At 69.7% G+C, this 20,404-nt stretch carries 25 protein-coding genes; 8 read left to right on the top strand and 17 right to left on the bottom strand.

From position 1 onward, the window contains the following. Positions 1–399 (top strand): hypothetical protein (locus V7E09_RS08250; protein ID WP_324523242.1); only part of this gene is annotated, 399 nt, incomplete at its 5' end. A gap of 345 nt (positions 400–744) precedes the next feature. Continuing rightward, complete coding sequence (locus V7E09_RS08245) at positions 745–1,755, top strand: tyrosine-type recombinase/integrase (protein ID WP_324523241.1); 1,011 nt, start codon at positions 745–747, stop codon at positions 1,753–1,755. Between the two features lie 305 nt (positions 1,756–2,060). On the opposite strand, the gene V7E09_RS08240 is transcribed toward V7E09_RS08245, so the two are convergent. From V7E09_RS08240 to V7E09_RS08230, 3 genes are all read right to left on the bottom strand, one after another. After that, positions 2,061–2,447: a hypothetical protein gene (locus V7E09_RS08240; protein ID WP_324511982.1), complete on the bottom strand. Its 387-nt coding sequence runs from the start codon at positions 2,445–2,447 to the stop codon at positions 2,061–2,063. Further along, positions 2,425–2,799, bottom strand: coding sequence for a glutamine amidotransferase-related protein (locus V7E09_RS08235; RefSeq protein ID WP_324511983.1), 375 nt, complete (start codon positions 2,797–2,799; stop codon positions 2,425–2,427). The genes V7E09_RS08240 and V7E09_RS08235 overlap by 23 nt, the downstream gene beginning before the upstream one ends. Positions 2,800–2,999: 200 nt before the next feature. Continuing rightward, a complete protein-coding gene (locus V7E09_RS08230; protein WP_324511984.1) occupies positions 3,000–3,149 on the bottom strand; it encodes a hypothetical protein in 150 nt (49 codons plus the stop codon). A 194-nt stretch (positions 3,150–3,343) separates the two neighbouring features. Between V7E09_RS08230 and V7E09_RS08225 the strand changes: the two genes are divergently transcribed. Next, positions 3,344–3,946 carry a TetR/AcrR family transcriptional regulator gene (locus V7E09_RS08225; RefSeq protein ID WP_324511985.1) on the top strand — a complete coding sequence of 201 codons (603 nt, stop codon included), beginning with the start codon at positions 3,344–3,346 and terminating at the stop codon, positions 3,944–3,946. A 29-nt stretch (positions 3,947–3,975) separates the two neighbouring features. On the opposite strand, the gene V7E09_RS08220 is transcribed toward V7E09_RS08225, so the two are convergent. The 4 genes from V7E09_RS08220 to V7E09_RS08205 all read right to left on the bottom strand — a co-directional run bounded on the left by V7E09_RS08220 (position 3,976) and on the right by V7E09_RS08205 (position 7,306). Beyond that, the gene (locus V7E09_RS08220; RefSeq protein ID WP_324511986.1) at positions 3,976–4,923 is read right to left on the bottom strand and encodes an amino acid ABC transporter permease; all 948 of its coding nucleotides are present in this window, start codon (positions 4,921–4,923) and stop codon (positions 3,976–3,978) included. Continuing rightward, on the bottom strand, positions 4,920–5,609 hold the full coding sequence (locus V7E09_RS08215; RefSeq protein ID WP_324511987.1) for an amino acid ABC transporter permease: 690 nt from the start codon (positions 5,607–5,609) through the stop codon (positions 4,920–4,922). The genes V7E09_RS08220 and V7E09_RS08215 overlap by 4 nt, the downstream gene beginning before the upstream one ends. A 67-nt stretch (positions 5,610–5,676) precedes the next feature. After that, entirely contained in the window at positions 5,677–6,504 is an 828-nt protein-coding gene (locus tag V7E09_RS08210; protein ID WP_324511988.1) for a glutamate ABC transporter substrate-binding protein, read from the bottom strand. 28 nt (positions 6,505–6,532) lie between these two features. Further along, positions 6,533–7,306, bottom strand: coding sequence for an amino acid ABC transporter ATP-binding protein (locus V7E09_RS08205; protein ID WP_442956854.1), 774 nt, complete (start codon positions 7,304–7,306; stop codon positions 6,533–6,535). A 146-nt stretch (positions 7,307–7,452) separates the two neighbouring features. Here V7E09_RS08205 and V7E09_RS08200 point away from each other — a divergent pair, with 146 nt between their 5' ends. After that, on the top strand, positions 7,453–8,337 hold the full coding sequence (locus V7E09_RS08200; RefSeq protein ID WP_324511989.1) for a DUF6882 domain-containing protein: 885 nt from the start codon (positions 7,453–7,455) through the stop codon (positions 8,335–8,337). A gap of 9 nt (positions 8,338–8,346) precedes the next feature. Here V7E09_RS08200 and V7E09_RS08195 read toward each other — a convergent pair whose 3' ends face one another. The 3 genes from V7E09_RS08195 to map form a co-directional block, all read right to left on the bottom strand. After that, positions 8,347–9,594, bottom strand: a complete 1,248-nt coding sequence (locus V7E09_RS08195) for an MFS transporter (RefSeq protein ID WP_324511990.1) — start codon at positions 9,592–9,594, stop codon at positions 8,347–8,349. Next, positions 9,591–10,010, bottom strand: coding sequence for a MarR family winged helix-turn-helix transcriptional regulator (locus tag V7E09_RS08190; protein ID WP_324511991.1), 420 nt, complete (start codon positions 10,008–10,010; stop codon positions 9,591–9,593). Before V7E09_RS08190 ends, V7E09_RS08195 begins: the two co-directional genes overlap by 4 nt. Before the next feature lie 79 nt (positions 10,011–10,089). Then, positions 10,090–10,944 (bottom strand): type I methionyl aminopeptidase, encoded by an 855-nt coding sequence (gene map, locus V7E09_RS08185; RefSeq protein ID WP_442956855.1) that lies wholly within the window; start codon positions 10,942–10,944, stop codon positions 10,090–10,092. Positions 10,945–10,998: 54 nt separating this feature from the next. On the opposite strand from map, the gene V7E09_RS08180 reads away from it, so the two are divergent. Then, positions 10,999–11,229, top strand: a complete 231-nt coding sequence (locus tag V7E09_RS08180) for a hypothetical protein (protein WP_324511993.1) — start codon at positions 10,999–11,001, stop codon at positions 11,227–11,229. 13 nt (positions 11,230–11,242) lie between these two features. Here the strand turns inward: V7E09_RS08180 and V7E09_RS08175 are convergent, their stop codons facing one another. Both V7E09_RS08175 and V7E09_RS08170 read right to left on the bottom strand, forming a co-directional pair. Then, entirely contained in the window at positions 11,243–11,992 is a 750-nt protein-coding gene (locus V7E09_RS08175; protein WP_324511994.1) for a hypothetical protein, read from the bottom strand. After that, a complete protein-coding gene (locus tag V7E09_RS08170; RefSeq protein WP_324512001.1) occupies positions 11,989–12,621 on the bottom strand; it encodes a SatD family protein in 633 nt (210 codons plus the stop codon). Before V7E09_RS08170 ends, V7E09_RS08175 begins: the two co-directional genes overlap by 4 nt. A gap of 116 nt (positions 12,622–12,737) precedes the next feature. On the opposite strand from V7E09_RS08170, the gene V7E09_RS08165 reads away from it, so the two are divergent. Both V7E09_RS08165 and V7E09_RS08160 read left to right on the top strand, forming a co-directional pair. Then, positions 12,738–14,042, top strand: coding sequence for a glutamine synthetase family protein (locus tag V7E09_RS08165; RefSeq protein WP_324512002.1), 1,305 nt, complete (start codon positions 12,738–12,740; stop codon positions 14,040–14,042). Positions 14,043–14,171: 129 nt separating this feature from the next. Then, positions 14,172–14,741 carry a GNAT family N-acetyltransferase gene (locus V7E09_RS08160; RefSeq protein ID WP_324511995.1) on the top strand — a complete coding sequence of 190 codons (570 nt, stop codon included), beginning with the start codon at positions 14,172–14,174 and terminating at the stop codon, positions 14,739–14,741. Positions 14,742–14,743: 2 nt separating this feature from the next. Here V7E09_RS08160 and V7E09_RS08155 read toward each other — a convergent pair whose 3' ends face one another. From V7E09_RS08155 to V7E09_RS08135, 5 genes are read right to left on the bottom strand one after another with little or no spacing between them, the layout of a single operon-like run. Continuing rightward, positions 14,744–15,232 (bottom strand): sterol carrier family protein, encoded by a 489-nt coding sequence (locus V7E09_RS08155; protein ID WP_324511996.1) that lies wholly within the window; start codon positions 15,230–15,232, stop codon positions 14,744–14,746. Next, the gene (locus tag V7E09_RS08150; RefSeq protein WP_324511997.1) at positions 15,229–16,986 is read right to left on the bottom strand and encodes an HlyD family efflux transporter periplasmic adaptor subunit; all 1,758 of its coding nucleotides are present in this window, start codon (positions 16,984–16,986) and stop codon (positions 15,229–15,231) included. The genes V7E09_RS08155 and V7E09_RS08150 overlap by 4 nt, the downstream gene beginning before the upstream one ends. Then, positions 16,986–18,212 (bottom strand): ABC transporter permease, encoded by a 1,227-nt coding sequence (locus tag V7E09_RS08145; protein ID WP_324511998.1) that lies wholly within the window; start codon positions 18,210–18,212, stop codon positions 16,986–16,988. The genes V7E09_RS08150 and V7E09_RS08145 overlap by 1 nt, the downstream gene beginning before the upstream one ends. Further along, positions 18,209–18,898, bottom strand: coding sequence for an ABC transporter ATP-binding protein (locus V7E09_RS08140; protein ID WP_324511999.1), 690 nt, complete (start codon positions 18,896–18,898; stop codon positions 18,209–18,211). The genes V7E09_RS08145 and V7E09_RS08140 overlap by 4 nt, the downstream gene beginning before the upstream one ends. Next, complete coding sequence (locus V7E09_RS08135) at positions 18,895–20,109, bottom strand: efflux RND transporter periplasmic adaptor subunit (RefSeq protein ID WP_324523240.1); 1,215 nt, start codon at positions 20,107–20,109, stop codon at positions 18,895–18,897. The genes V7E09_RS08140 and V7E09_RS08135 overlap by 4 nt, the downstream gene beginning before the upstream one ends. 77 nt (positions 20,110–20,186) lie before the next feature. Here V7E09_RS08135 and V7E09_RS08130 point away from each other — a divergent pair. Beyond that, on the top strand, positions 20,187–20,404 hold a 218-nt coding region (locus tag V7E09_RS08130; protein ID WP_324523239.1), incomplete at its 3' end, for a hypothetical protein.

Genomic DNA, 20,404 nt, shown 5'->3' with positions numbered 1-20,404 from the left:
CTCTCGGGATCCCGCGGCGAATGTCACTGGGCCACCAAGACGATCACCCTCGATCCTCGGCTTCTCCAAGCTGAGAGGCGAAGCGTCCTCGCGCACGAACTGGAGCACGTCGACCGGGGGCCCATGCCCGGGTGGGCTCGGTCGCGTGAGGAGGAAGCCGTCAATGCGCTAGCAGCGCGCAAGCTGATCGAGATTCGCGAGCTCGGGGAAGCGCTCGCGTGGTCCCTTGACCCGCACGAAGTTGCCGACGAGCTTTGGGTCGACGTTCCGACCTTGGAGGCTCGGCTGCGACACCTGCACCCGTCCGAAGTCCACTACCTGCGGCGACGCCTTGCCGCTTTCGATGGCCCGGAGGTCACGTATGCACACCAAGCCCAGCACGCCCGTGATCCCCGCTGAACTCATCCCCGAGGCGCTGGCGGCGGTAGTCGACCATGACGTCGACACGCTCGCCTTTCGCCTAGGCGTGAGTGGCCCAGCGCTCATCCAAGAAGTGCTGCGTCTCATCGATGAGCCGTCGGTCATCGTCGCGAATCCTCGACCGTGCCGCATCCTGCGGGAGCGACGGGAAGCTGGGCGTGCACTACGGAGCCGCTTCCGCCTGACCGCGCGTTCGGAGGTCTGATCGTGGGCCACGTCCGCGACCTGTGGACCGACGCCGCACCAGGGGGCGTGGGGCGCCGGCCACGCAATGCCCGGTGGGGGCGAGGGAAGCGGTGGCAGGCGAGGTGGGAGGAGCGCGGGGTGGAGCGTTCCAGGGCCTTTGTCACCAAGGATGAGGCGACCACTTTCGTGGCGCAGCGCATGGTCGGGACTCCGGTTCGCACGGCCAGCGCGACTACTTTCGCCGTGATGGCGCAGACGTGGCAGGCCGCGCAGGTGCATCACCGGGCTTCGACGGCAAGGACGGCGGCTTCCGCGCTGAACACGCTGATCCTGCCAACGCTGGGCGACTTCACCTTGGCAGAGCTCGACCGCGCGACGCTGCAGGAGGCCGTGGGGGAGTGGGCGGCGACGTGGTCTGCCTCGCGCGTCAGGGTGGCGTGGTCCTATGTGACGTCAATCCTCACCCTCGCCGAGCAAGACGGCCTGATCGAGCGTCGCCCGACCGGGGTGCGGCTGCCACGCGTCGAGACCGCACAGGTGGTGCCCCTGACCGCTGAGCAGGTCCAGGCCATCGCCGACGCCGTGCCTGCCTGGTGGCGATCCATGGTGGTGGTCGGGGCGGCGACGGGGCTTCGCTCCGGTGAACTGCGCGGGTTGACCTGGGATCGGGTCGTAGGTGGCGTTGTCGTGGTGGATCGGCAACTTGTTGGCGTGGACCGCGGCGCACCCGTGTGGGGGCCACCCAAGACAGCCTCGTCGCGACGGCGTCTCGCCCTGGGCGCAATCGCCTCGGACGAACTAGAGAAGGTTCGTGGTGACAGCGTGGGCGAGGACCTGGTCTGGCGGACGCGCCTCGGCACGCCGCTGACCCGTACCGCGGCATCGGGTGTGTGGCGCGACGCGGTGGCCGGGATGGGGTTGCGCGACCGATCGGGGTGGCATGAGCTACGCCACTTCCACGCCAGCATGCTGATCGGCTCGGGGCTCTCGGTGCGGGCGGTCGCCGACCGGCTCGGGCATGCCGACCCCGCAGAGACGCTTCGGACCTATGCTCACCTGTGGCCGACCGACGATGAGCGGGCTGTCGCGGCCGTCGATGCCGCCCTGTCGAACCTACGCTCGGGCGGCTCCGACGGAATCGGCCGGTAGGGCAAGGGGTATTTTCCCTAGTCAAACACCACTCATTGTATATCCGGCTTACAGGCCGACTCGTCCCCCATCTCCGCCTGTGGCGGGCTCCTAGCGGTCGGCGCGGATGGGGGCGTGCGTGGCCGCGTCACTGGCCACGTTGACGATCGCCACCACGGCGGCACTCAGGCGCCCGATCACCCACCCACTCGTTAACGGAGCGCATCGGGCACGTCGTGCTGGAGAAGCGTCGGGGGGATGAGTCGTCGCTCCGCGCCGGTCACCGGTGTCTCGGCGCGGGAGGCGTCACGGATGGAGCCCCCTGCTCACCTCGTCACCGGTGTTGTCGCCGACCGTGAGAGGGACGCTGCCGTGGCCAGGGCGGCGAACGACTCGGCCAGAGCACGGCCCGAGGCGATGATCTCCGCGTCGGCATCCCGGGCCGCTGCGACCACGGCGTCGGCATCCGGATGAGTGAGCCAGGTGCCCAGCAGGTCGGGGGAGGCCTCGGGGTGGAATTGGACGCCCCAGCTGCGGCCGGCCCGGAACGCCTGATGCGGGAACGCCTCGGACCCGGCCAGCAGCACCGCCCCCGGTGGCAGCGTGACGACGACGTCGTGATGCGCCTCCAGCACGGTGGGCGGGGTCGACGCCGCGGCGAGGCCGCCGAGCAGGGGGTCCGCAGCAGCCTCAGGGTGCCATCGCAGGACCACGGGTCCTTCTTCGGGGCCGTCCGGGGTGTCCGACGACGACACACCCGCCGAGCGACTCGGCGAGGATCTGGTGGCCCAGGCAGATGCCCAGCGTCGGGACCCCGACGGCATGGGCGTCCGCCAGCAGGGTGCGCAGCCTCGTGAGCCAGGGGTGCTCAACACGATCATGCGCGGACATCCGCCCGCCCAGGACGAGCACGCCGTCCCCGAGCGCGGAGACTGCTGGGACCTCCTGCTTCCACAGATTCACCTGGTCCTGAGCGACGCCCGCGTCGGCCAGCCAGCCGGCCACGCGGCCGGGCGGGCATCCGGGATCGAGTTGGAGGATCGTGACGCGCGCGGGCCGAGACATGCCCGCAGGATAGGTCACCGTGCCCGCCGCGGCGGGCACAGGTCACCCCGGAACCGGCCCGCTGCATCGGCGGATCCGGACTCGGCGGCTCCCGGGGATGGGGAACATGGCTGCCGTGCGTCCGGTGGGGCGTCCAGGGTTGGGGCCGAGGGCGAGGGGGGACGTGGGCGCGACAGCGACCTGCGTTCCAGGTGAGGGAGTCACCGGGAATCACCTTCGCTCATATCGCTGATCGGGGCGTCACTGGTTTCGGTAACCCCGGCTGCAGCGACGGTCGCCAGCGCCCGATCGAGTACCTGCAGGTCCTCCAGCGTCTCGACGGAGACGACCTTTCCCCAGCGCAGCGTCATGACCTGGCGGGGGAGCGTTATGCGATGAAACGCCGTTTGGCAACCGGGCCCGCGCCGACTGGGCGGCGGTGCGTCCAAGAAGGCGCGGGCCCCCTAGTCACTCCGGTAAAATCGGGTGATCCGCCGGACGAGGTGCGTCCTCACCGGGCGCGGACCGAGGGTGTGATGACCGCGAGGACGGGCTTGAAGAGATCATGAAACCGGGTTCAAGCGGGGGGCGTCCCCGCGACGCCGCCATCGACACCGCCTTGATCGACGCCGCCACCCAGCTCATTTCCGAGAAGGGGTTCGGTGCGGTGACCGTCGACGAGGTCGCCCGCCGCGCGGGAACGACCAAGCCCGCCTTCTATCGCCGGTTCTCCCAGGTCGCCGACATGGTCCCGGGGATCATCCAGCGCAGGCACGGGGACGTGCCGCCGATCGACAGCGGATCCCTGGAGGGCGATCTGCTCGCCTTCCAACGGTTCCAGGCAGACATCTTCAACGATGTCTTCGTGCGCCGCAGCATGGCGGGCTGGCTCTCCCACCTCGCCACGCGGCCCGAGCAGGCACGCGGCTTCGTGGAGGGGTTCCTCGGTAACCGACTCGTCCTGCTCCAGGGGATGCTGGACCGCTCCCGGGATCGCGGCGAGAGCCTCGGGACGGTGCCCGCGGCGCAGGTGATGGACATCCTCGTCGGCCCGCTGCTGATGCGGTCGCTGATGCCCGATCTGGGAGCCGCCGACGAACAGGTCCAGCGGGACACGGTGCACACGGCCCTGTGCGTGCTCGGCGTGCGGACCCCCGCCTCCGACTGAGTGCCAGTGACCGGCCGCGGCCCGGTCCGTCAGTGCCGGTGTTGGTCGGGCGGCGGCATGATCGTCGCCGGGACGACCGGCTCGGACGCCACCTGGGGAACCATGCCCCCGGTGATCGGCGCCGAGACGTTGCGTGGCCCGCGCTGGAGCCGGTGCTGGATCCATCCGGCCAGCCGGGTGAGGGCGGAGTTGAGCACGATGTACATGGCCGCGAGGACGATCATCGTCGGGATCAGGTTGGCGTACGCCGTCGACAGATACGTGCCGGAGCGCATGAGGTCCAGGTAGGAGATCATCGAGCCCAGCGCCGAGTCCTTCAAGATCACCACGAGCTGGCTCACCATCGACGGCAGCATGGCCGTGATGGCTTGCGGCAGCAAGATGGTGACGAGCGTCCGCAGCGGCGTCAGCCCGATGGCCAGACCGGCCTCTCGCTGCCCCTTCGGCAGGTTGTTGACCCCCGAGCGGACCAGTTCCGCGATCACGCAGGAGTTGTACAGCGTCAGGCCGACGACCACGCCGAAGAACGGCAGCGCCGAGCCGGTGATGCGGAGCAGGTACAGGCCGGTGTAGTAGGCGAACAGCATCATCATCAGCACCGGGACGGCACGGAAGAACTCGACGAACGCTCCGCACAGCCAGCGCACCCAGCGCACCTGCACGAGGCGTCCGATGCCCAGGAGGAGGCCGAAGAACAGCGACGCCACCACCGCGGTCACGGCGGCGAGCACGGTGCCCCACAAGCCGGGGAGGAGGTAGGACGTCCACGCCTGCGGTTGCAGGAAGGGCAGCCACTTCTCCGGGGCCCACTGGTTGTTCGCGGTGCGACCGATGGGTGCGGGCCAGTCAGCCAGACGCAGGACCAGCCACCCCAGCAAAGCGACCAGGAGGACGCTACCCGCGACCGCGATCAGACGGTACCGGGCTCGTGCCTTGGGTCCGGGTGCATCGAACAGCACCGACGCCTCTGCGCTCATCGTTGCACCGCCAATCGGTTGGACAGCCAGGTGAACAACAGGCCGACGGGAAGGGTGAGGATCACGAAGGCCGACGCCATCACGAAGAAGATCAGGTACAGGTATTGCGGGGAGAACTCGATCATGTTCTTCATCTGGAAGGCCAACTCGGCGACGCCGATGGTCGCGGCCACCGTGGTGTTCTTCGTCAATGCGATGACGGTGTTGCCCAAGGGCGCGACGGCGCCTCGCATCGCCTGAGGCAGGACGACGTAGCGCAGCGTCGAGGTGAATCCGAGACCGATCGACCGGGCCGCTTCGGCCTGACCTTGAGGGACGGTGTTGATGCCGCTGCGGATCGCCTCGGCCACGAACGACGCGTGGTAGAAGGCGAGCGCGACGATGGCCCACCGGACCCCGTTATCGGTAATCGACGTCGGGGAGTTCGGGTCGGCCAGCGTGATGCCCAGGGTGAAGGACAGCCCCAGCAGACAGAAGGCGACGATCAGCGTCAGCGGGGTGTTGCGGAACACGGTGACGTAGGCGGACCCGAACTTCTGCAGCACGCCGACGGGGGAGACGCGGCAGATGGCGATGACGAGGCCGATCACCAGCGCCCCCAGGGTGCCGAGCAGTGAGAGCTGAATGGTGAGCCAGAACGCACCGAGGACGTCGTAGCGGGTGAAGAGTTCGACGAACCCTGTCATGGGCTCACCTCCTTCCAGGAGCGGGTGGGAGGTGGTCGGCGCCCGTGGACGCCGACCACCGCAGTGATCAGGAGCAGGCGTCGGGCTTGGGCGGGTTCACCGTGGCGTCGGCGGTGAAGCCGGAGGCGCCGACGGTGGAGGCCAAAGCCTTCTCCCAGGAGCCGTCCTCGACCATCTTCGTGAGGGCGGTGTTGATCTTGGTGCAGAGTTCGGTGTCGCCCTTCTTGATGCCGATCCCGTAGCGCTCCTCGGAGAAGGAGTCGCCGACGACCTTGAGCTTGCCGACGTACTGGCTCTGCGAGGCGAACCCGGCCAGGATCACGTTGTCGGTGGTCACGGCGTCGATGGATCCGGTCGACAGGGCCTCCACGCACTTGGAGTAGGTGTCGAGCTCCTGGAGTTGCACCTGCCCGGCGAACTGATCCTTGACCTTCTGCGCGGAGGTGGAGCCGGTCACCGAACACAGCTTCTTCCCGTTCAGGGAGGCAGGGCCGGTGATGTCGGTGTTGTCGGCCCGGACGAGGAGGTCCTGGCCGGCGATGAAGTACGGGCCCGCGAACGAGATGCGCTGCTTGCGGGCGTCGGTGATCGAGTAGGTCGCCACCACCATCTTGACCTGCTCGGACTCGATCAGCGTCTCGCGCTGGGCCGAGGGTGCCTCCTTGAACTCGACTTCGGTGTAGCCAAGCTCCTTGGCGACGTAGTTGGCGACCTCGACGTCGAAGCCTTGGTAGGCCTCGCCCACCTTGAGGCCCAGGCCGGGCTGGTCGAACTTGATGCCGATGGTGACCTTCGAGGAGTCGCCCGAACCAGAGTTCGAGGGGCTACACGCGGTCAGGCCGGCGAGCAGGACAACGGCCGCAGAGGCCGCCGCCCACACCTTGACGTTCTTCATCTGTCTTCCTTCCGAGAGGACGGTGAAATCAGTGGGTGAGGATCTTGCTCAGGAAGTCCTGAGCGCGAGGCGTGGCGGGGTTGGTGAAGAACTCCGTGGGCGTGTTCTCCTCGACGATCTGGCCGTCCGCCATGAACACGACGCGGTCGGCCGCCTTGCGGGCGAAGCCCATCTCGTGGGTGACCACGACCATCGTCATGCCGCCGCGGGCCAGGGTGACCATGACGTCGAGGACCTCGTTGACCATTTCCGGATCGAGCGCAGAGGTGGGTTCGTCGAACAGGATCACCTTGGGTTCCATGGCGAGTGCCCGGGCGATGGCGACGCGTTGCTGCTGGCCACCGGACAACTGGGCCGGATACTTGTCGGCCTGGTTCGCCACGCCGACGCGCTCCAGCAGTTCCATCGCCTTGGTGCGGGCCTGCGCGCTGGACACCTTGCGCACCTTGGTCGGGCCCAGGGTGATGTTGTCCAGCACGGTCTTGTGCGCGAACAGGTTGAAGGACTGGAACACCATGCCGACGTCGGCGCGCAGGTTCGCCAGGGCTCGGCCTTCGTCCGGCAAGGGGACGCCGTCGATCGTGATGGTGCCCGAGCCGATGGGCTCCAGGCGGTTGATGGCGCGGCACAGGGTGGACTTGCCAGAACCTGAGGGCCCGAGCACGACGACGACCTCGCCCTTGTGGATCGTCAAGTCGATGTCCTGGAGGACGTGGAGCGACCCGAAGTGCTTGTTCACCCCGGAGAGAACCACCAGGGGCTCGCCAGTCTTGCCTGCGGGGTTCGGCGCGGCATCAGTCATGGGGGCGACGCTACGCGCCGGCTTCTTACGGGCACGTGAACTGGGGTTACAGCCACGTCACAGACGCCGCGTCGGGACGGTTCGCGCGAGCGCCGTCCCTCGCTAGGCTCGACTTGGCCACGTCACCCCTCTCGAAAGGTCAGCCCATGCCTGCAGCGCTCCCCGATCCAGGTTCGGTTCGCCACCCGCAACCATCGCTGTCGCTCAACCCGAACGCCCCCGTGCTGCCCCAGCTTCTCGACTCGGTCGTCTTGGCGGCGTGCGAGGCGCAGAAGGCCTTCGCTGACCGCTACCTGTCACTCGGTGAGTGGGGTGCCGACCTCAGCGAGCAGCGGTTCTGGATGGAGGGGGGTGGCGTTCGGGCGGAGTTCGTCCCCTTCTTCGTGGGGAGCACCGCCGGGGGGTCGGACAGCTGGATGTGGGGATGGAACAACATCAACGAGTTTCCCCAGCCCGTCGTGGCGATCGCCCAGGACGTCCTTGCGTTCGGTGAGCACGTCCAGGAACCGCTCCTGACCGTGGCGCAGTTACCGTTGAGCCCCGCCGCGCGCGCCGAGCAGGGACTGCCACAGCCCCCGTCCGATCTGGACCTTCAGCAGGTGTTGGTGTGGGCCGCGGCGGCGTTGTCCGGGATCGCCGCCCCCGTCTGGTATCGCGGCGACACCGGTCCCGGCTCTTATGCCTGGTTCCTGCTGGCCAACCCCGCGGAGTTCAGCCTGCCGCCCGCCACCGTGCTGCCGACCATCTCGGCGATCACGGAGGCCCTCGGCATGGGGGCGATCGGCAACGGAGCCCGGGCCCTGGAAGCGTACGCGGCGCGACGCGACGGGGTGACGCTGCACGCAGACCCCAACTCCGGGGGGCTCCTCCTGCGCACGACCGATGGGGACGTCGTCGTAGAGGTCGACGAGTTGGGCCGTATCGTCCGTGTCCAGGCCACCGCGGGCGCGGTTCCCTCGGCCGCACCGGCACCGACCGCGCCGTCACCCGAGCGAGCCAAGGGCTGGCTGGGCAAGCTGTTCGGTCGCTGACGCTCCTGCTCAGACCGCCGCGGTGGGGCGCAGGCCGAGCCGATGGAAGGCGGTGTAGCACCCCGCGGCCGCAGCCAGGCAGATGCCACCTGAGAGGCCGAGGGCGGCGGGCGCTCCGTAGCTGTCGGTGACCCACCCGGTGATGACCGAGCCGAGGGGAGTGGTCCCCATCATGACGACGAAGTACAGGCTCATCACGCGCCCGCGCACTGCCGGATCGGCCTCCATCTGCACCGAGGCGTTCGCCATGGTGTTGAACGAGACGCCCGCCAGGCCCGCCAGCACCAGCACCACCATGAAGGCAGGCAGCCAGCCGATCAGGCTCAGCACGATCAAGCCGGCGGCGAAACCAGCCGACATGGCGGAGAGCCGGGTCGGTGTCACCGTCTCGCGGCGGGCCGCCAGCACGGCCCCCAGAACCGAGCCGATCGCCATCATGGAGTTCAGGGCGCCGTACAGGGCCGAGTCCCCGCCGAACACATTCCCCGCGTAGGCGGTGAGGATGATCGGGAAATTGAAGCCGAAGGTCCCGATGAAGAACACCAGCACGATGGTGATGATGATCCTCGGGTGTCCTGCGACGTAGGCCAGGCCCTCCTTGAATGCGCCGACGCCGCGACCCGTGCGGGGCGCTTCCTCGAAGTCGGTCGCGTCGAGGGTGGCCAGCGCGTAGATCATGGGGAGGTAGCTGAGGGCGTTGAGCAGGAACGCCCACGCGACGCCCGCGGCGGCGATCAGCAACCCGGCCACCGCGGGGCCCGAGAGCCGTGCGAGGTTGAAGTTGCCGGAGTTCAGCGCGACCGCGTTGGGGAGGAGGCGCGGGGGAACCATGACGCCGACGAAGCTCTGCCGCGCCGGGTTGTCCAGCGTCGTCACGATGCCGAACAGGAAGGCGATGACGTAGACCCAGGTGACGTTCACGAGGCCGAGGAAGGTGACCGCCGCCAGGAGTCCCGACAGCGCCATCATGGCCATCTGCGTGAGCAGCAGGATGCGGCGCTGGGGGTAGCGATCGGCCAGGACGCCGCCGTACAGCCCCAGGACCAGCATGGGGCCGAACTGCAGCGCCATCGTGATGCCGACGGCCAGCCCGGAACCGGTCAGTTCGAACACCAGCCAGTCCTGGGCGATGCGTTGCATCCAGGTGCCGTTGTTGGAGACCAGAGCGCCGAAGAAGTAGTGGCGGTAGTTGCGCACGCCCAGCGACGCGAAGACGGGCAGCCGGCCCTCGGCGGATTCGTGGGTGGTGGACTTCATGTGTTTCCTAGCTTCTGCAGCGCGGGAATCGCGCGGCTCAGGGCCTCGCGTTCCTCGTCGGTGAGCGTCTCGATCCTCCCCGTCAGCCACTGCAAGCGCTGCCTCACGGTGGCGGCGAGGTACTCGTCGCCGTTGGGGTGAAGATGGACGATGGTGGAGCGGCGGTCGTCCGGGTTGGGCTGTTTGGTGACCATGCCCAGCTCGGCGAGCCGTTCGATGATCCGCGTCATGGTCGGGGGGCGGACGTGCTCGGCTGCGGCCAGCGACTGGAGCGTGGTGGGGCCTTCGCGCCCGAGCCTGCCCAGCACGGCGATGCCGGTGGCGGAGAGCGGACGCGTGCTGGAACCTTCGTTGCGCAGCCGCCGGGCCAGTCGAGAGACCGCGGCGCGCACGGCGTCCACTTGATGCGCGTCCATGTCACCCCAGGCTAGAACGTTAGTTAGCCTAAGTAAATGGTTGCGCGGTGTTGCTCGCTGCCGGCTCCCGTCGGTCGGATCAGGCGAACTCGGCCGGAGGCGACGTGAGGATCTCGGCCCCCGTCTCCGTCACCACGATCGTGTGCTCCCACTGGGCCACGCGTGAACCGTCGTTGGTGGAGACGGTCCAGTCGTCGTCCCATTGGTGGCTGCTCGGGTTTCCCAGCGCGAGCATCGGCTCGATCGTGAACGTCATGCCGGGCTCCATCACGTCGCGGTACACGTCGCTGTCGTAGTGAAGGATCACCAGACCAGAGTGGAAGGAACTGTGCACCCCGTGGCCGGTGTACTCGCGCACCACGCCGTAGCCGAAGCGCTTGGCGTAGGACTCGATGACGCGTCCGATGACGTTGGTCTGGCGGCCCGGCCTGACCGCGCGGATCCCACGCAGCATCGCTTCCTTGGTCCGCTCCATCAGGAGCCGGGAATCCTCATCGAGTTCGCCACAGCCGAAGGTTGCGCAGTTGTCGCCGTGGACGCCGTTCTTGAACGCGGTCACGTCGATCTTGACCAGGTCGCCGTCCTCGAGAGGCCGGGTGTCGGGGATGCCGTGACAGATGACCTCGTTGATCGAGGTGCAGATCGCCTTGGGGAAGTTCCGGTAGCCGAGCGTGCTGGGGTAGGCGCCGTGGTCGAGCATGTACTCGTGGGCGATGGCATCGAGACGATCGGTGGTGACGCCCGGCGCGATGGCCTTGGCCGCCTCGTACAGCGCGTCCGAGGCGATCCGGCTCGACTCGCGCATCAACTCGATCGTCTCGGGGGTTTGCACGTGCGATCCGGTGTAGCGATCCGGGGCGGGACGATCCACGTAATGGGGGCGCGGGATCGATGCGGGAACGGCACGCCGGGGGGATTGCGGGTAGGGCATCATGGGTGTCACCTGCCGATCATAGTGCCCGGTGATGGAGCCCCTCAGGAGGTCACGATGCCAACCGAACAGTGGTACTACTGCCTCGTCCACCACGACGTCGAGCCCGCCGAGGGCTGCAAGGCCATCGAGCGGCTGGGGCCCTATCCGACGCGCGAGGAGGCCGCCCAGGCGCTACGTCTGGCGCAGGAGCGCAACGAAGAATGGGACAACGATCCCCGGTTCAACGACGGGGACGACCCGGACGACGACGAGGGCGGCTCCGCGTTCGACGCGCTCAAGCCCTGACGGCCTCGTGGCCTCAGGCGAGCAGGACGACCGACCCGAGGGCTAGCAGCAGGCTGGAGAAGGTACCGACCAGGAAGTACTCGGTGACCTCGTCGACCGCGCGGGGCTCCTGGCGGGCCGCCGCCTGGAGTTCCGGGAACCGCAGCAGGCCCTTGGCCGCGACGACGACGGCGGCCGCCTCCACGTGCCCGGTCGCCCCGAAGCCGATCACGAGCAGGCGTTCCATCGGGCCGAGGAGACGCCCTCCGCGCAGTGCTTCCGAAGCCGGTCCCTGGCCGGGCTCGGCCGTCAGCCGCGGCGGGCGGGCGCCCACGGCCACCAGCGCGAGCCGAACGATCCGGTTGCCGGTGGCGAGGTTGGCCAGCACGACGGCGGCCAGCATGAGCACCTGCCCGGCGGGGCGGTCACCGAGCGCAGGCACGGCCAACCAGGCGATCCACGAAGCCATCGGCCCGCCCACCGGTGAGGCGAAGCCCGAGAAGGCCACCGCCAGCCCGGCGGGGATCGCCAGGGCGGCGAGGGTGCGGCGCGCTCGCAGGGGACTGCGTTCCGCCGTGGGCGTGCTGAGGGTCCACAGGCAGGTGGCCACGGCAATGACCCCCAGCGCCACCGCGTCGGGGAGGGTGTCCAGCCCGGCCAGTCCCCACGCGGCCGTGGTCGCGATGACCGCGGCCGCGGTGCCCAGCAGTCGCAGCCGGGGCCGCGTGGAGGCAAGGAGGTCACCGAGGCCGACGCTGAACAACAGCAGGGCCAGCCAACTCATGGGACCTCCTCGAGGCGGGTCATCGCTTCGGCGAGGATAGCGAGCCCCGAGCGGGCGACGCGCTGGCTGACGGCGGAGGGGCTGATGTCCAGGCGGCGGGCGATCCGCGCCTGGGGGGTGCCCTCGCGCAGCCCAGCCAGGATCGCCGCGTTGTGGTCGTCCAGGTCGAACAGCGCCGCGTCGACCAGTGCCAGCGCGGCGAGCAGGGCGGGATCGGGCGCGGGCTGGTCTGCTGCCGCGGCGACGCCCGTTCGAAGCGCCCGCCGCGCTCCGCGAGCCGCGCGCTCGGTCGCCTCGATGGCGGCGCGGGCCGCCCACCAGGCGGAACCGTCCTGGATGTTGTCGGTGGCGTCCACCACCTCCACGGAACCCACGCCCAGGCCGAAACGCGCCTGCGCGGGACGCAGCCGGGCGCGAAGGGTGAAGGTGGCGGCGAGGGCGCCGCCGACGGTGGCGAAGACGCCCTGGAACTCGTCCCCGGCCGTGACCCGCACCGGGTCGAGGACGTCCGCGCCTGCGTTGGCTGCGTCCAGGGCCAGGAGTAGACGCCGATGGAGGGCGCCTCGGTCGGCGCTGGTGCGGGACCCGACCAGGTCGCCGAGCAGCGCAGCATAAGGCTGGGGCTTCATTCTTTCCACCTGAAGAGCATAGCTGAATGATCGCGCCTCGATTTCGTAACCGAGGTGTAACAGCGCCCGGGCAGACTAGGCCCATGGACAAGCAGACCGATTTCGTCCTGCGCACCCTGGAGGAGCGGGACGTGCGCTTCGTCCGGCTCTGGTTCACCGATGTGCTGGGGTTCCTGAAGTCCGTGGCCATCGCGCCCGCCGAACTGGAAGGCGCGCTCAGCGAAGGCATCGGGTTCGACGGATCGGCGATCCAGGGCTTCGCCCGGGTCTACGAGTCCGACATGGTCGCGCACCCGGACCCGTCCACCTTCCAGTTGCTTCCCTGGCGGGGCAATCCCGGCGGCACGGCCCGGATGTTCTGCGACATCGGCCTGCCCGACGGGTCGCCGTCCTTCGCCGACCCGCGCCACGTCCTCAAGCGGGCGATGCGCAAGGCCGCCGACATGGGGTTCACCTACTACGTGCATCCCGAGATCGAGTTCTACCTGTTCAAGCAGCCGATCGTCCCGGGTGAGGTCCCGATCCCGGTCGACCACAGCGGCTACTTCGACCACACCACCGCGACCGCGGGGACCGACTTCCGACGCTCCGCGATCACGATGCTGGAGCAGATGGGCATCTCGGTGGAGTTCAGCCACCACGAGGGCGGCCCCGGCCAGCAGGAGATCGACCTGCGCTACGCCGACGCTCTCTCCATGGCCGACAACATCATGACCTTCCGCGTGGTGGTGAAGGAGGTCGCGGTCATGCAGAACCTGTTCGCGTCTTTCATGCCCAAGCCGCTGGCCGACCAGCCCGGCTCCGGCATGCACAGCCACGTCAGCCTGTTCGAAGGCGACACCAACGCCTTCTACGACGCCTCGGGGGAGTACAACCTCAGCAAGATCGGCCGGCAGTTCGTCGCAGGCCTGCTGCACCACGCCTCCGAGATCAGCGCGGTGCTCAACCCGTGGGTGAACTCCTACAAGCGGCTGGCCGGCGGCGGCGAGGCCCCCAACTACATCTGCTGGGGCCAGAACAACCGCTCCGCGATGGTTCGGGTGCCCATGTTCAAGCCCAACAAGTCCTCCTCGGCCCGCATCGAGTTGCGCACCGTCGACAGCGCGGTCAACCCGTACCTGGCCTACGCGCTGATCCTCAATGCGGGCCTGTCCGGCATCGAGAACGAGATGATCCTGCCCGACCCGGCCGAGGATGACGTCTGGTCCCTCACCGATCGCCAACGCGAGGCGTTGGGCATCAAGCCGCTGCCCAACAGCCTGGACGCCGCGGTGCGGGCCATGGAGACCAGCCAACTGGTCGCCGACACCCTGGGCGAGCATGTGTTCGACTTCGTCCTGCGCAACAAGCGCGCCGAGTACGCCGAATACATGCGCCAGGTCACGCCCCTGGAACTCAGCAAGCTGCTGCCCTCCCTCTGAGCGAGGTCGGCGCGCCAGCGCGTCCGAGAGGCCATCGGGTCGGGCACACCCCGACGCCGCTGGCCGGTCCGTCCGAGGGGTGGAGGAGCCCGAACCGGCGCCATCGCGGTGTGTCATCGTGGTTGAACCGTGAACACGCTCTTCGCTCCTTTCGAACCCGACTCCTCCGGCAGCCCGCTGCCGGAGGCGGACGTGCGCGTCGGAGTGCGCGACGACCTGCTGCGCACCGGGGCGCTGGCCGCTCAGCGTGAGGGTGGTCTGCCCGCCGACTGGGTGGCCCAGCACGAGCGACGCTTCGACACCGACGGCAATCAGTTGTTCGTCGTGGAGCTGGGGCACCAGGTCATCGGCTACGGCTGGGTGTCTTTCCTGACCCCGGTGGATCACGGCGGACGCAACGCCCCCGACGGCTGGTACCTCAGCGGAGTCGTGATCGCGCCCGGATCCCGGCGCCGGGGCCTGGGTCGCCGCCTGACCCAGAAGCGCGTCGACTGGGCCTTGGCCCGCGGCTCCGCCGTGTACTACGTGGTGTCTGCCTCCAACCGGGCCAGCCGCGCGCTGCACGCCGAGCTGGGGTTCGAGGAACTCACCGACGACTTCCGTATGCCCGGCGTCGTGTTCAGCCGCGACGACGGCCTGCTGTGCCGGCTCGTCTCCCGGCAGGATGCCGAGGTCGTCGACCTGGCTTCTCGCCGCTGAGCTCAGGCGGGCAGCAGGTCGGCCAGATCGGCGTGTGCACCGCTGGCCCGAACCCGATGCCCGGCGAGGGCCTGCTGCCACGTGAGCTGGCCCGACGTCAGCGCCAGCCAGGTCGCGGCGTCGGTCTCGACGACGTTGGGCGGCGTCCCCCGGGTGTGCGCCGATGCGACGCCGACGATGCCGATCTGGATCGCCCCGAAGGGAGGCACCCGCACCTCCACCAGCTTTCCGGGATGCTCGGCCTCCCACCGGGCCAGGCTCGTGCGCACCGCAGCGGCAAGGTTGGGGCGCGGCACCGGAACCGACGCCGCCAGGCAGGCGACCACCAGTCGTTCCTCGGCGTCGGTGGCGGCGGCCGACTCGGTGGGAACGGGGGCGTGCAGGCGACGCTGCAGGATCGGGTCGGGGTCGGTGGTTCCGGCGAGGGCGGCCTGGGCGGCCTCCCGCAGACCCATCAGCCGGGCAGGGGCACCCGACTCGGGGCGTTTCACCTGCTCGGCGTCGGGCTGGCGGAAGCTTGTGAGTCGCCGCCCATCCCTACGCCCAGACCGCCCGGAACCGGCAGCCGCCGGTCGGCGAGCACGACGAGTTGACCCTCGCTCAGCCCGGACGTGATCTCGATCCTGCCGTCTCCCTGGCGCCCCGTCGCGACGGTCACCGTCTCGGCGGCGGTCGCGTAGGCGTCGGCGGCCACCTGGACGGTGCCGGCGTTCTCGGAGGTCTTCGTCACCGCTGACATCGGCACAGTGAGCACGTCGGTGGCCCGCGCCAGGTCGAGCGAGACCTGGGCGTAGCTGCCTTGGGGAAGCGACTGCCCCGGGTCGTCGGCGTTGAGCCGAGCCGGATAGGTGGGGTTGTCCCCTGAGGACGACGGCAGGACGCCAATCGTGGCCACCGTCCCCTGCAGGGTGGGACGGCTGGCGAGCTGCCCGACCTGACCGGTGACGCCGGAGGCGACCAGGGGGCGGTCAGCGAGCGGCACGTCCACGGTGATGGATACGGCGCCGGGGCCGACCACCGTGGCTGACTTACCCGAGGACGACTCGCCGACCACCAGATCGAGGGCGCCGACGACACCGGAGACCGGGCTGGTGATCGTGGCCTGGGACAGGTCCGTCTGCGCCCGGTCCACCCCCTGCTGCGCCTGCAGCACCGAGGCCCGGTCGCTCGCGATGGTCGCGTCGGTCACCGTCTGGCCGAAGTTGGCGGCCATCTGCTTGGCCATCTCTTCCTGAGCGGCCTTGATGGCCTGTTCGGAGGCCTGCTTTGCGGCCGCTTCCAGGTTGGCCTGGGCTGCGGCGAGGGCGGTGGTGGCCTGCTGGGTCTGCTGGGCCAGGCCCTGGGCGGCGGTGGCGATCGCCGCCCCCGCCTGGCCCTCGGCCGTCGCCAGGGCGCCGAGCGCATCGGAGCAGGCAGCGACCTGGTCGGCCATGCCGATGAGCTTGTCGAGGTCGTCCTGCGTGATCGTGGGGAGGGTGGGCGTCGCCGTCGGCGACGCGGACGTCGGCGACGGGGAGGCGGGCCCCGTCGGGGTTGCCGTGGCGCTGCCGCTCGGCGTGGAGGACGGGCTGACCGTCGGGGTGGCCGTGGCGGACGCCGACGCAGTGGGCTGCGGGGAGAGGGTCGGCAGGGCGGTGGGAAGCTGGACGTCCTTGAGCCGTTGCAGCGCCGCGAACACGGGGGTGCACTTCTTCTGCTGGTCTGCCACCGCGACCTGGAGCGTGGCCAGCGCGTCGTTCATCGACGCCAGGTAGGTGGGCGTCCCGGTGGGCTGGGCGCCCGACGCGGCGCCCTGACCCGCCGAACCCGACGAGGCTGCTGCGCCGCCGGATCCGGACGCGCCTGCCGCCCCGGAGGTGCTGGCCTGGGTGCGGGCCGAGCCCGCTTTCTGTGCCGCGAGGTCGGCGTCCAGTTGGGCCTGCGCCTGCGTGAGCTGGGCCTGGGCCTGCAGTAGAGAGAGACGCAGGTCGGCGGGGTCGATGGCGGCGAGGGACTGCCCCGCGGTCACCGTGTCCCCCAGGTGCACGTTCACGGCGGTGACCATGCCCGTCGCGCTGAACTCCACGGTTGCGGCGCCGGCGCGTTCCACCGGTCCCACCAGGGTGAGTTGCTGGTGGATGTCACCGCGGGAGGCGGGACTGGTCACGTACGACAACTCGCGCTGCGGGCGGGGCCACAGGGCCACCACCAGGATGACCAGCACCAGCGCCACGCTGGCCCCGACGATCAGGTTTCGGCGACGCATCACTCACTCCTCAGGGCGTCGATGGGGGGAAGGTTGGCTGCCCGTGCGGCCGGGTACACGCCCGCCACGATCCCGATGCCAAGCGAGACGGCCAGCGCGAGCAGGGTCGCGGGCAGGGACAACGTGACCTCCAGGTTCAGCAGCGGCGTCAGGATCGCGGCGCCCAGCAATCCCACCAGGACGCCGAGGGCGCCGCCGAGCAGCCCGAGGATCCCGGCCTCCACCATGAACTGGCGCCGGATCAGCTTGGGCGTGGCGCCGAGCGCCTTGCGCAGGCCGATCTCGCGGACCCGCTCGCTGACCGAGACGAGCATGATGTTCATGACCCCGATGCCGCCGACGATGAGCGAGATCGCCGCCAGGCCACCGAGCAGGGTGGTCAGCACGCCGGTCATGGTGTTCGCGGCCGACAAGAGTGCCTGGAACGTGAAGATCGAGAAGTCCTGATCGGCTGTGGTCGTCTGCCGGTTCACCGTCAGCGCGTTGGTGATCTCCTGGTGGGCGGCCGTGATCGAGGCGTCGTCGCGCGCCGCCACGTAGATGGTGCCGATGGTGAGGGCGCTGGCCGGGGTGGAGAGTCGCTGCGCCATCGTGGACATCGGGACCACCAGGACATCGTCGTCGTTCGACAGTGAGGCGGAGCCCGCCGACTCCAGCACCCCGATCACCACGAAGGACTGGCCGCTGACCACGATCTCCTTCCCGACGGGAGCCTCCTGGCCGAACAGTGTCCGCGCCGTCTCCGGGCCGAGCACGGCGACCTGGGCCGCCGACGATTGTTCGGCGTCGGTGAAGAACCGGCCCTCCGCCAGGGTCCGGGCGCGCACGTCCACCCAGGCGGGCAGGGTCCCGTTCACCTGGGTGGAGGTGTCTGCGGTGCCGTACTGGACGGTCGCCGCGGAGGTCATGATCGGCGCCACGCCGGCCACGTCCGGGGCGATCGCCGGATCGGCGATCACCTCGGCGTCAGAGAGGGTGAACCCGCCGGAGCCAGAGCCGGACAGCCCGCTGGACAGCCCGCCGCTGCCGCCGGGCATCACGATCAGGAGGTTGGAGCCGAGCTTGTTGATCTCCTTGCCGATCTGCAGCCGGGCACCCTCGCCGAGGCCGACCGTCAGCATGACGGCAGCAATGCCGATGAGGATGCCGAGCATGGTCAGCAGCGAGCGCATGCGGCGTCCGTTGAGGGCCTCCCAGGCGGTGCGCAAGGTCTCGGTCCACGTCATCGCGCCACCACCTCGTCCTCGCTGATGAGGCCGTCGGTGATCCGCAGCACCCGCCGCGCCTCGGCGGCGACATCGGGTTCGTGGGTGATCAAGACGATGGTGCGTCCCGCGTCGTGCAACTCGTGGAACAGGGCCAAGACGTCCCGGGTGGACACCGAGTCGAGGTTGCCGGTCGGCTCGTCGGCCAGGATGAGCGTCGGGTCGGTGACCAGGGCGCGCGCGACGGAGACGCGCTGCTGCTGGCCCCCGGACAACTCGCCGGGGCGGTGGTCGGTCCGATCGCCCAGCCCGACACGGGTCAGGGCCTCACGCGCCCGGTCGTGGCGCTCGGTGGCGGGAACCCCCGCGTACACCAAGGGCAGTTCGACGTTGCGCAGGGCCGTCATCGACGGCAGCAGGTTGAACTGCTGGAACACGAATCCGATCTGACGGTTGCGCACCTGCGCCAGCTGGGCCTCGCTCATCCGACTGACGTCGGTGCCCCCCAGCTCGTAGGTGCCGTGCGTCGGGACGTCGAGGCAGCCGAGGATGTGCATCAGGGTGGACTTTCCCGACCCCGAGGGGCCGGTGATCGCCACGAAGTCGCCCTCCTCGACGGCCAGGCTGACGCCCCGCAACGCCTCGACCTGGACGACGCCCGTGTCGTACACCTTGCGGACGTCCTCCATCCGCAGCAGCGCCGTCATCGGCTCGCGCTCGGGCTGGGGCTGGGTGTGCTGGGGGCGAACGGGTTCGTCGGCGGTGCGCTCACCGCGGTGCCGACGGGGGACAGCACCTCGTCGCCGACGGCCAGCCCGGATACGATCTCGGTCCGGTCCCCGAACTGACGCCCGGTCGTCACGGTGACCAGTCGACCCTCGGTGCTGCCGTCCGGGACGCGCACCTGGGCGGTGCTGCCGTCATAGCTCAGTGCGTTGCCGGGCAGGGTGAGGACGTTCTCGACGGTCTCGGTGGTCACGACGGCGTCCGCGCTGGAGCCGGCGAACAGCCGGGAGGTGGTGTCGTTGACCTTGATGGTCACCGGGAAGGTGGCCGCCTGACCGGCCGCCCCGGAGGCCACGATGCCGACGCTGTCCACGGTGCCCGACACGTGGGTCTCGGTTCCCTTGGGGGTGACGACGGCGGACTGCCCCGCCTTCAAGGAGGCCACGTCGACGGTCCCGACAGTTGCGTCGAGCTGCCAGGCGTCCGGCACCAGGATCACGAACTGGGCCCCGCTGGACGCACCGGAGCTTCCGGAGGCCAGCCCGGACACGCCGCTCGCGCCGCTGAGGCCGGACAGCCCGCTGAGGCCGCTGCTGGACGCGGACCCGGCCAGCGAGGAGGTGGAGACGCCACCGCCGCCGACCTGATCGCCCACCTCGACGTCCACGGTGGCGACGACGCCCGCGAGGGGGGCGGTCAAGGTGGCGTCCCCGAGCCGGGAACGAGCCTGGTCGAGCGAGGCCTGCGCGGACGTCACCTGAGCCTGGACGGCAGTGACCTGCGCCGAGGTGGAGGACGAGGCGTCCTTGACGGTCCGCAGTTGAGCGCGGGCGGCGTCGAGTTGGGCCTGAGCGAGTGTGACGGCATTGCGCAGGTCGCGGTCGTCGATCACCGCGAGCGTCTGGCCTGCGGTGACGGACTCCCCGACCTTGACCGAGACCGCATTCACCGTGCCGGCAACTGCGAAGGACACGTTAGCCTGCTGCTGGGGGGAGATCACCCCGGACACCGACACGCTGGTGGACTCGTTGCTCCGGGTGACCCGGACCACCTCGGTGGCCGCAGCGCCGGGGGAGCGCGGCGATACGAGCGCAAACCAGCCCGCCACCAGGGCGATCACCAGCAGTACGACGCCGATGACCGTCACCCAACGGCGACGGGACCAGGGGGTGCGGGGGCTGCGCGGCGGCATGGGGCCCTACTTCCTGTCGTGGAGTGCGCCTACCAATGTAGCCGCCCACAGGGAGAGGTCTTGGGTAGCATCCACCCATGGCCCTGGACCGGACATCAACGCTCGCGGGCCGCCTGGCAGGCCGCGGCTTCGGAGACCCCCGCCGAGCCGCCGCCGTCGTGGAGACCTGGCTGGAGCACCACGAGGAGGACGCCGTGATCCGCGTGATGGACCAGGTGATGGCTGCAGACGATCCCGACCTGGCGCTGGCCGCGCTGGTCCGCCTCGGCGAGGAGGATCCCGCTCTCCTCGACGA

Origin of the sequence: Propioniciclava sp., assembly GCF_036744435.1 — a bacterium.
In the GTDB taxonomy this organism is placed as follows: Bacteria; Actinomycetota; Actinomycetes; order Propionibacteriales; family Propionibacteriaceae; genus Propioniciclava.
The sequence above is the reverse complement of the archived record's forward strand: the minus strand, read 5'-3'. Positions and strand labels throughout refer to the sequence as shown.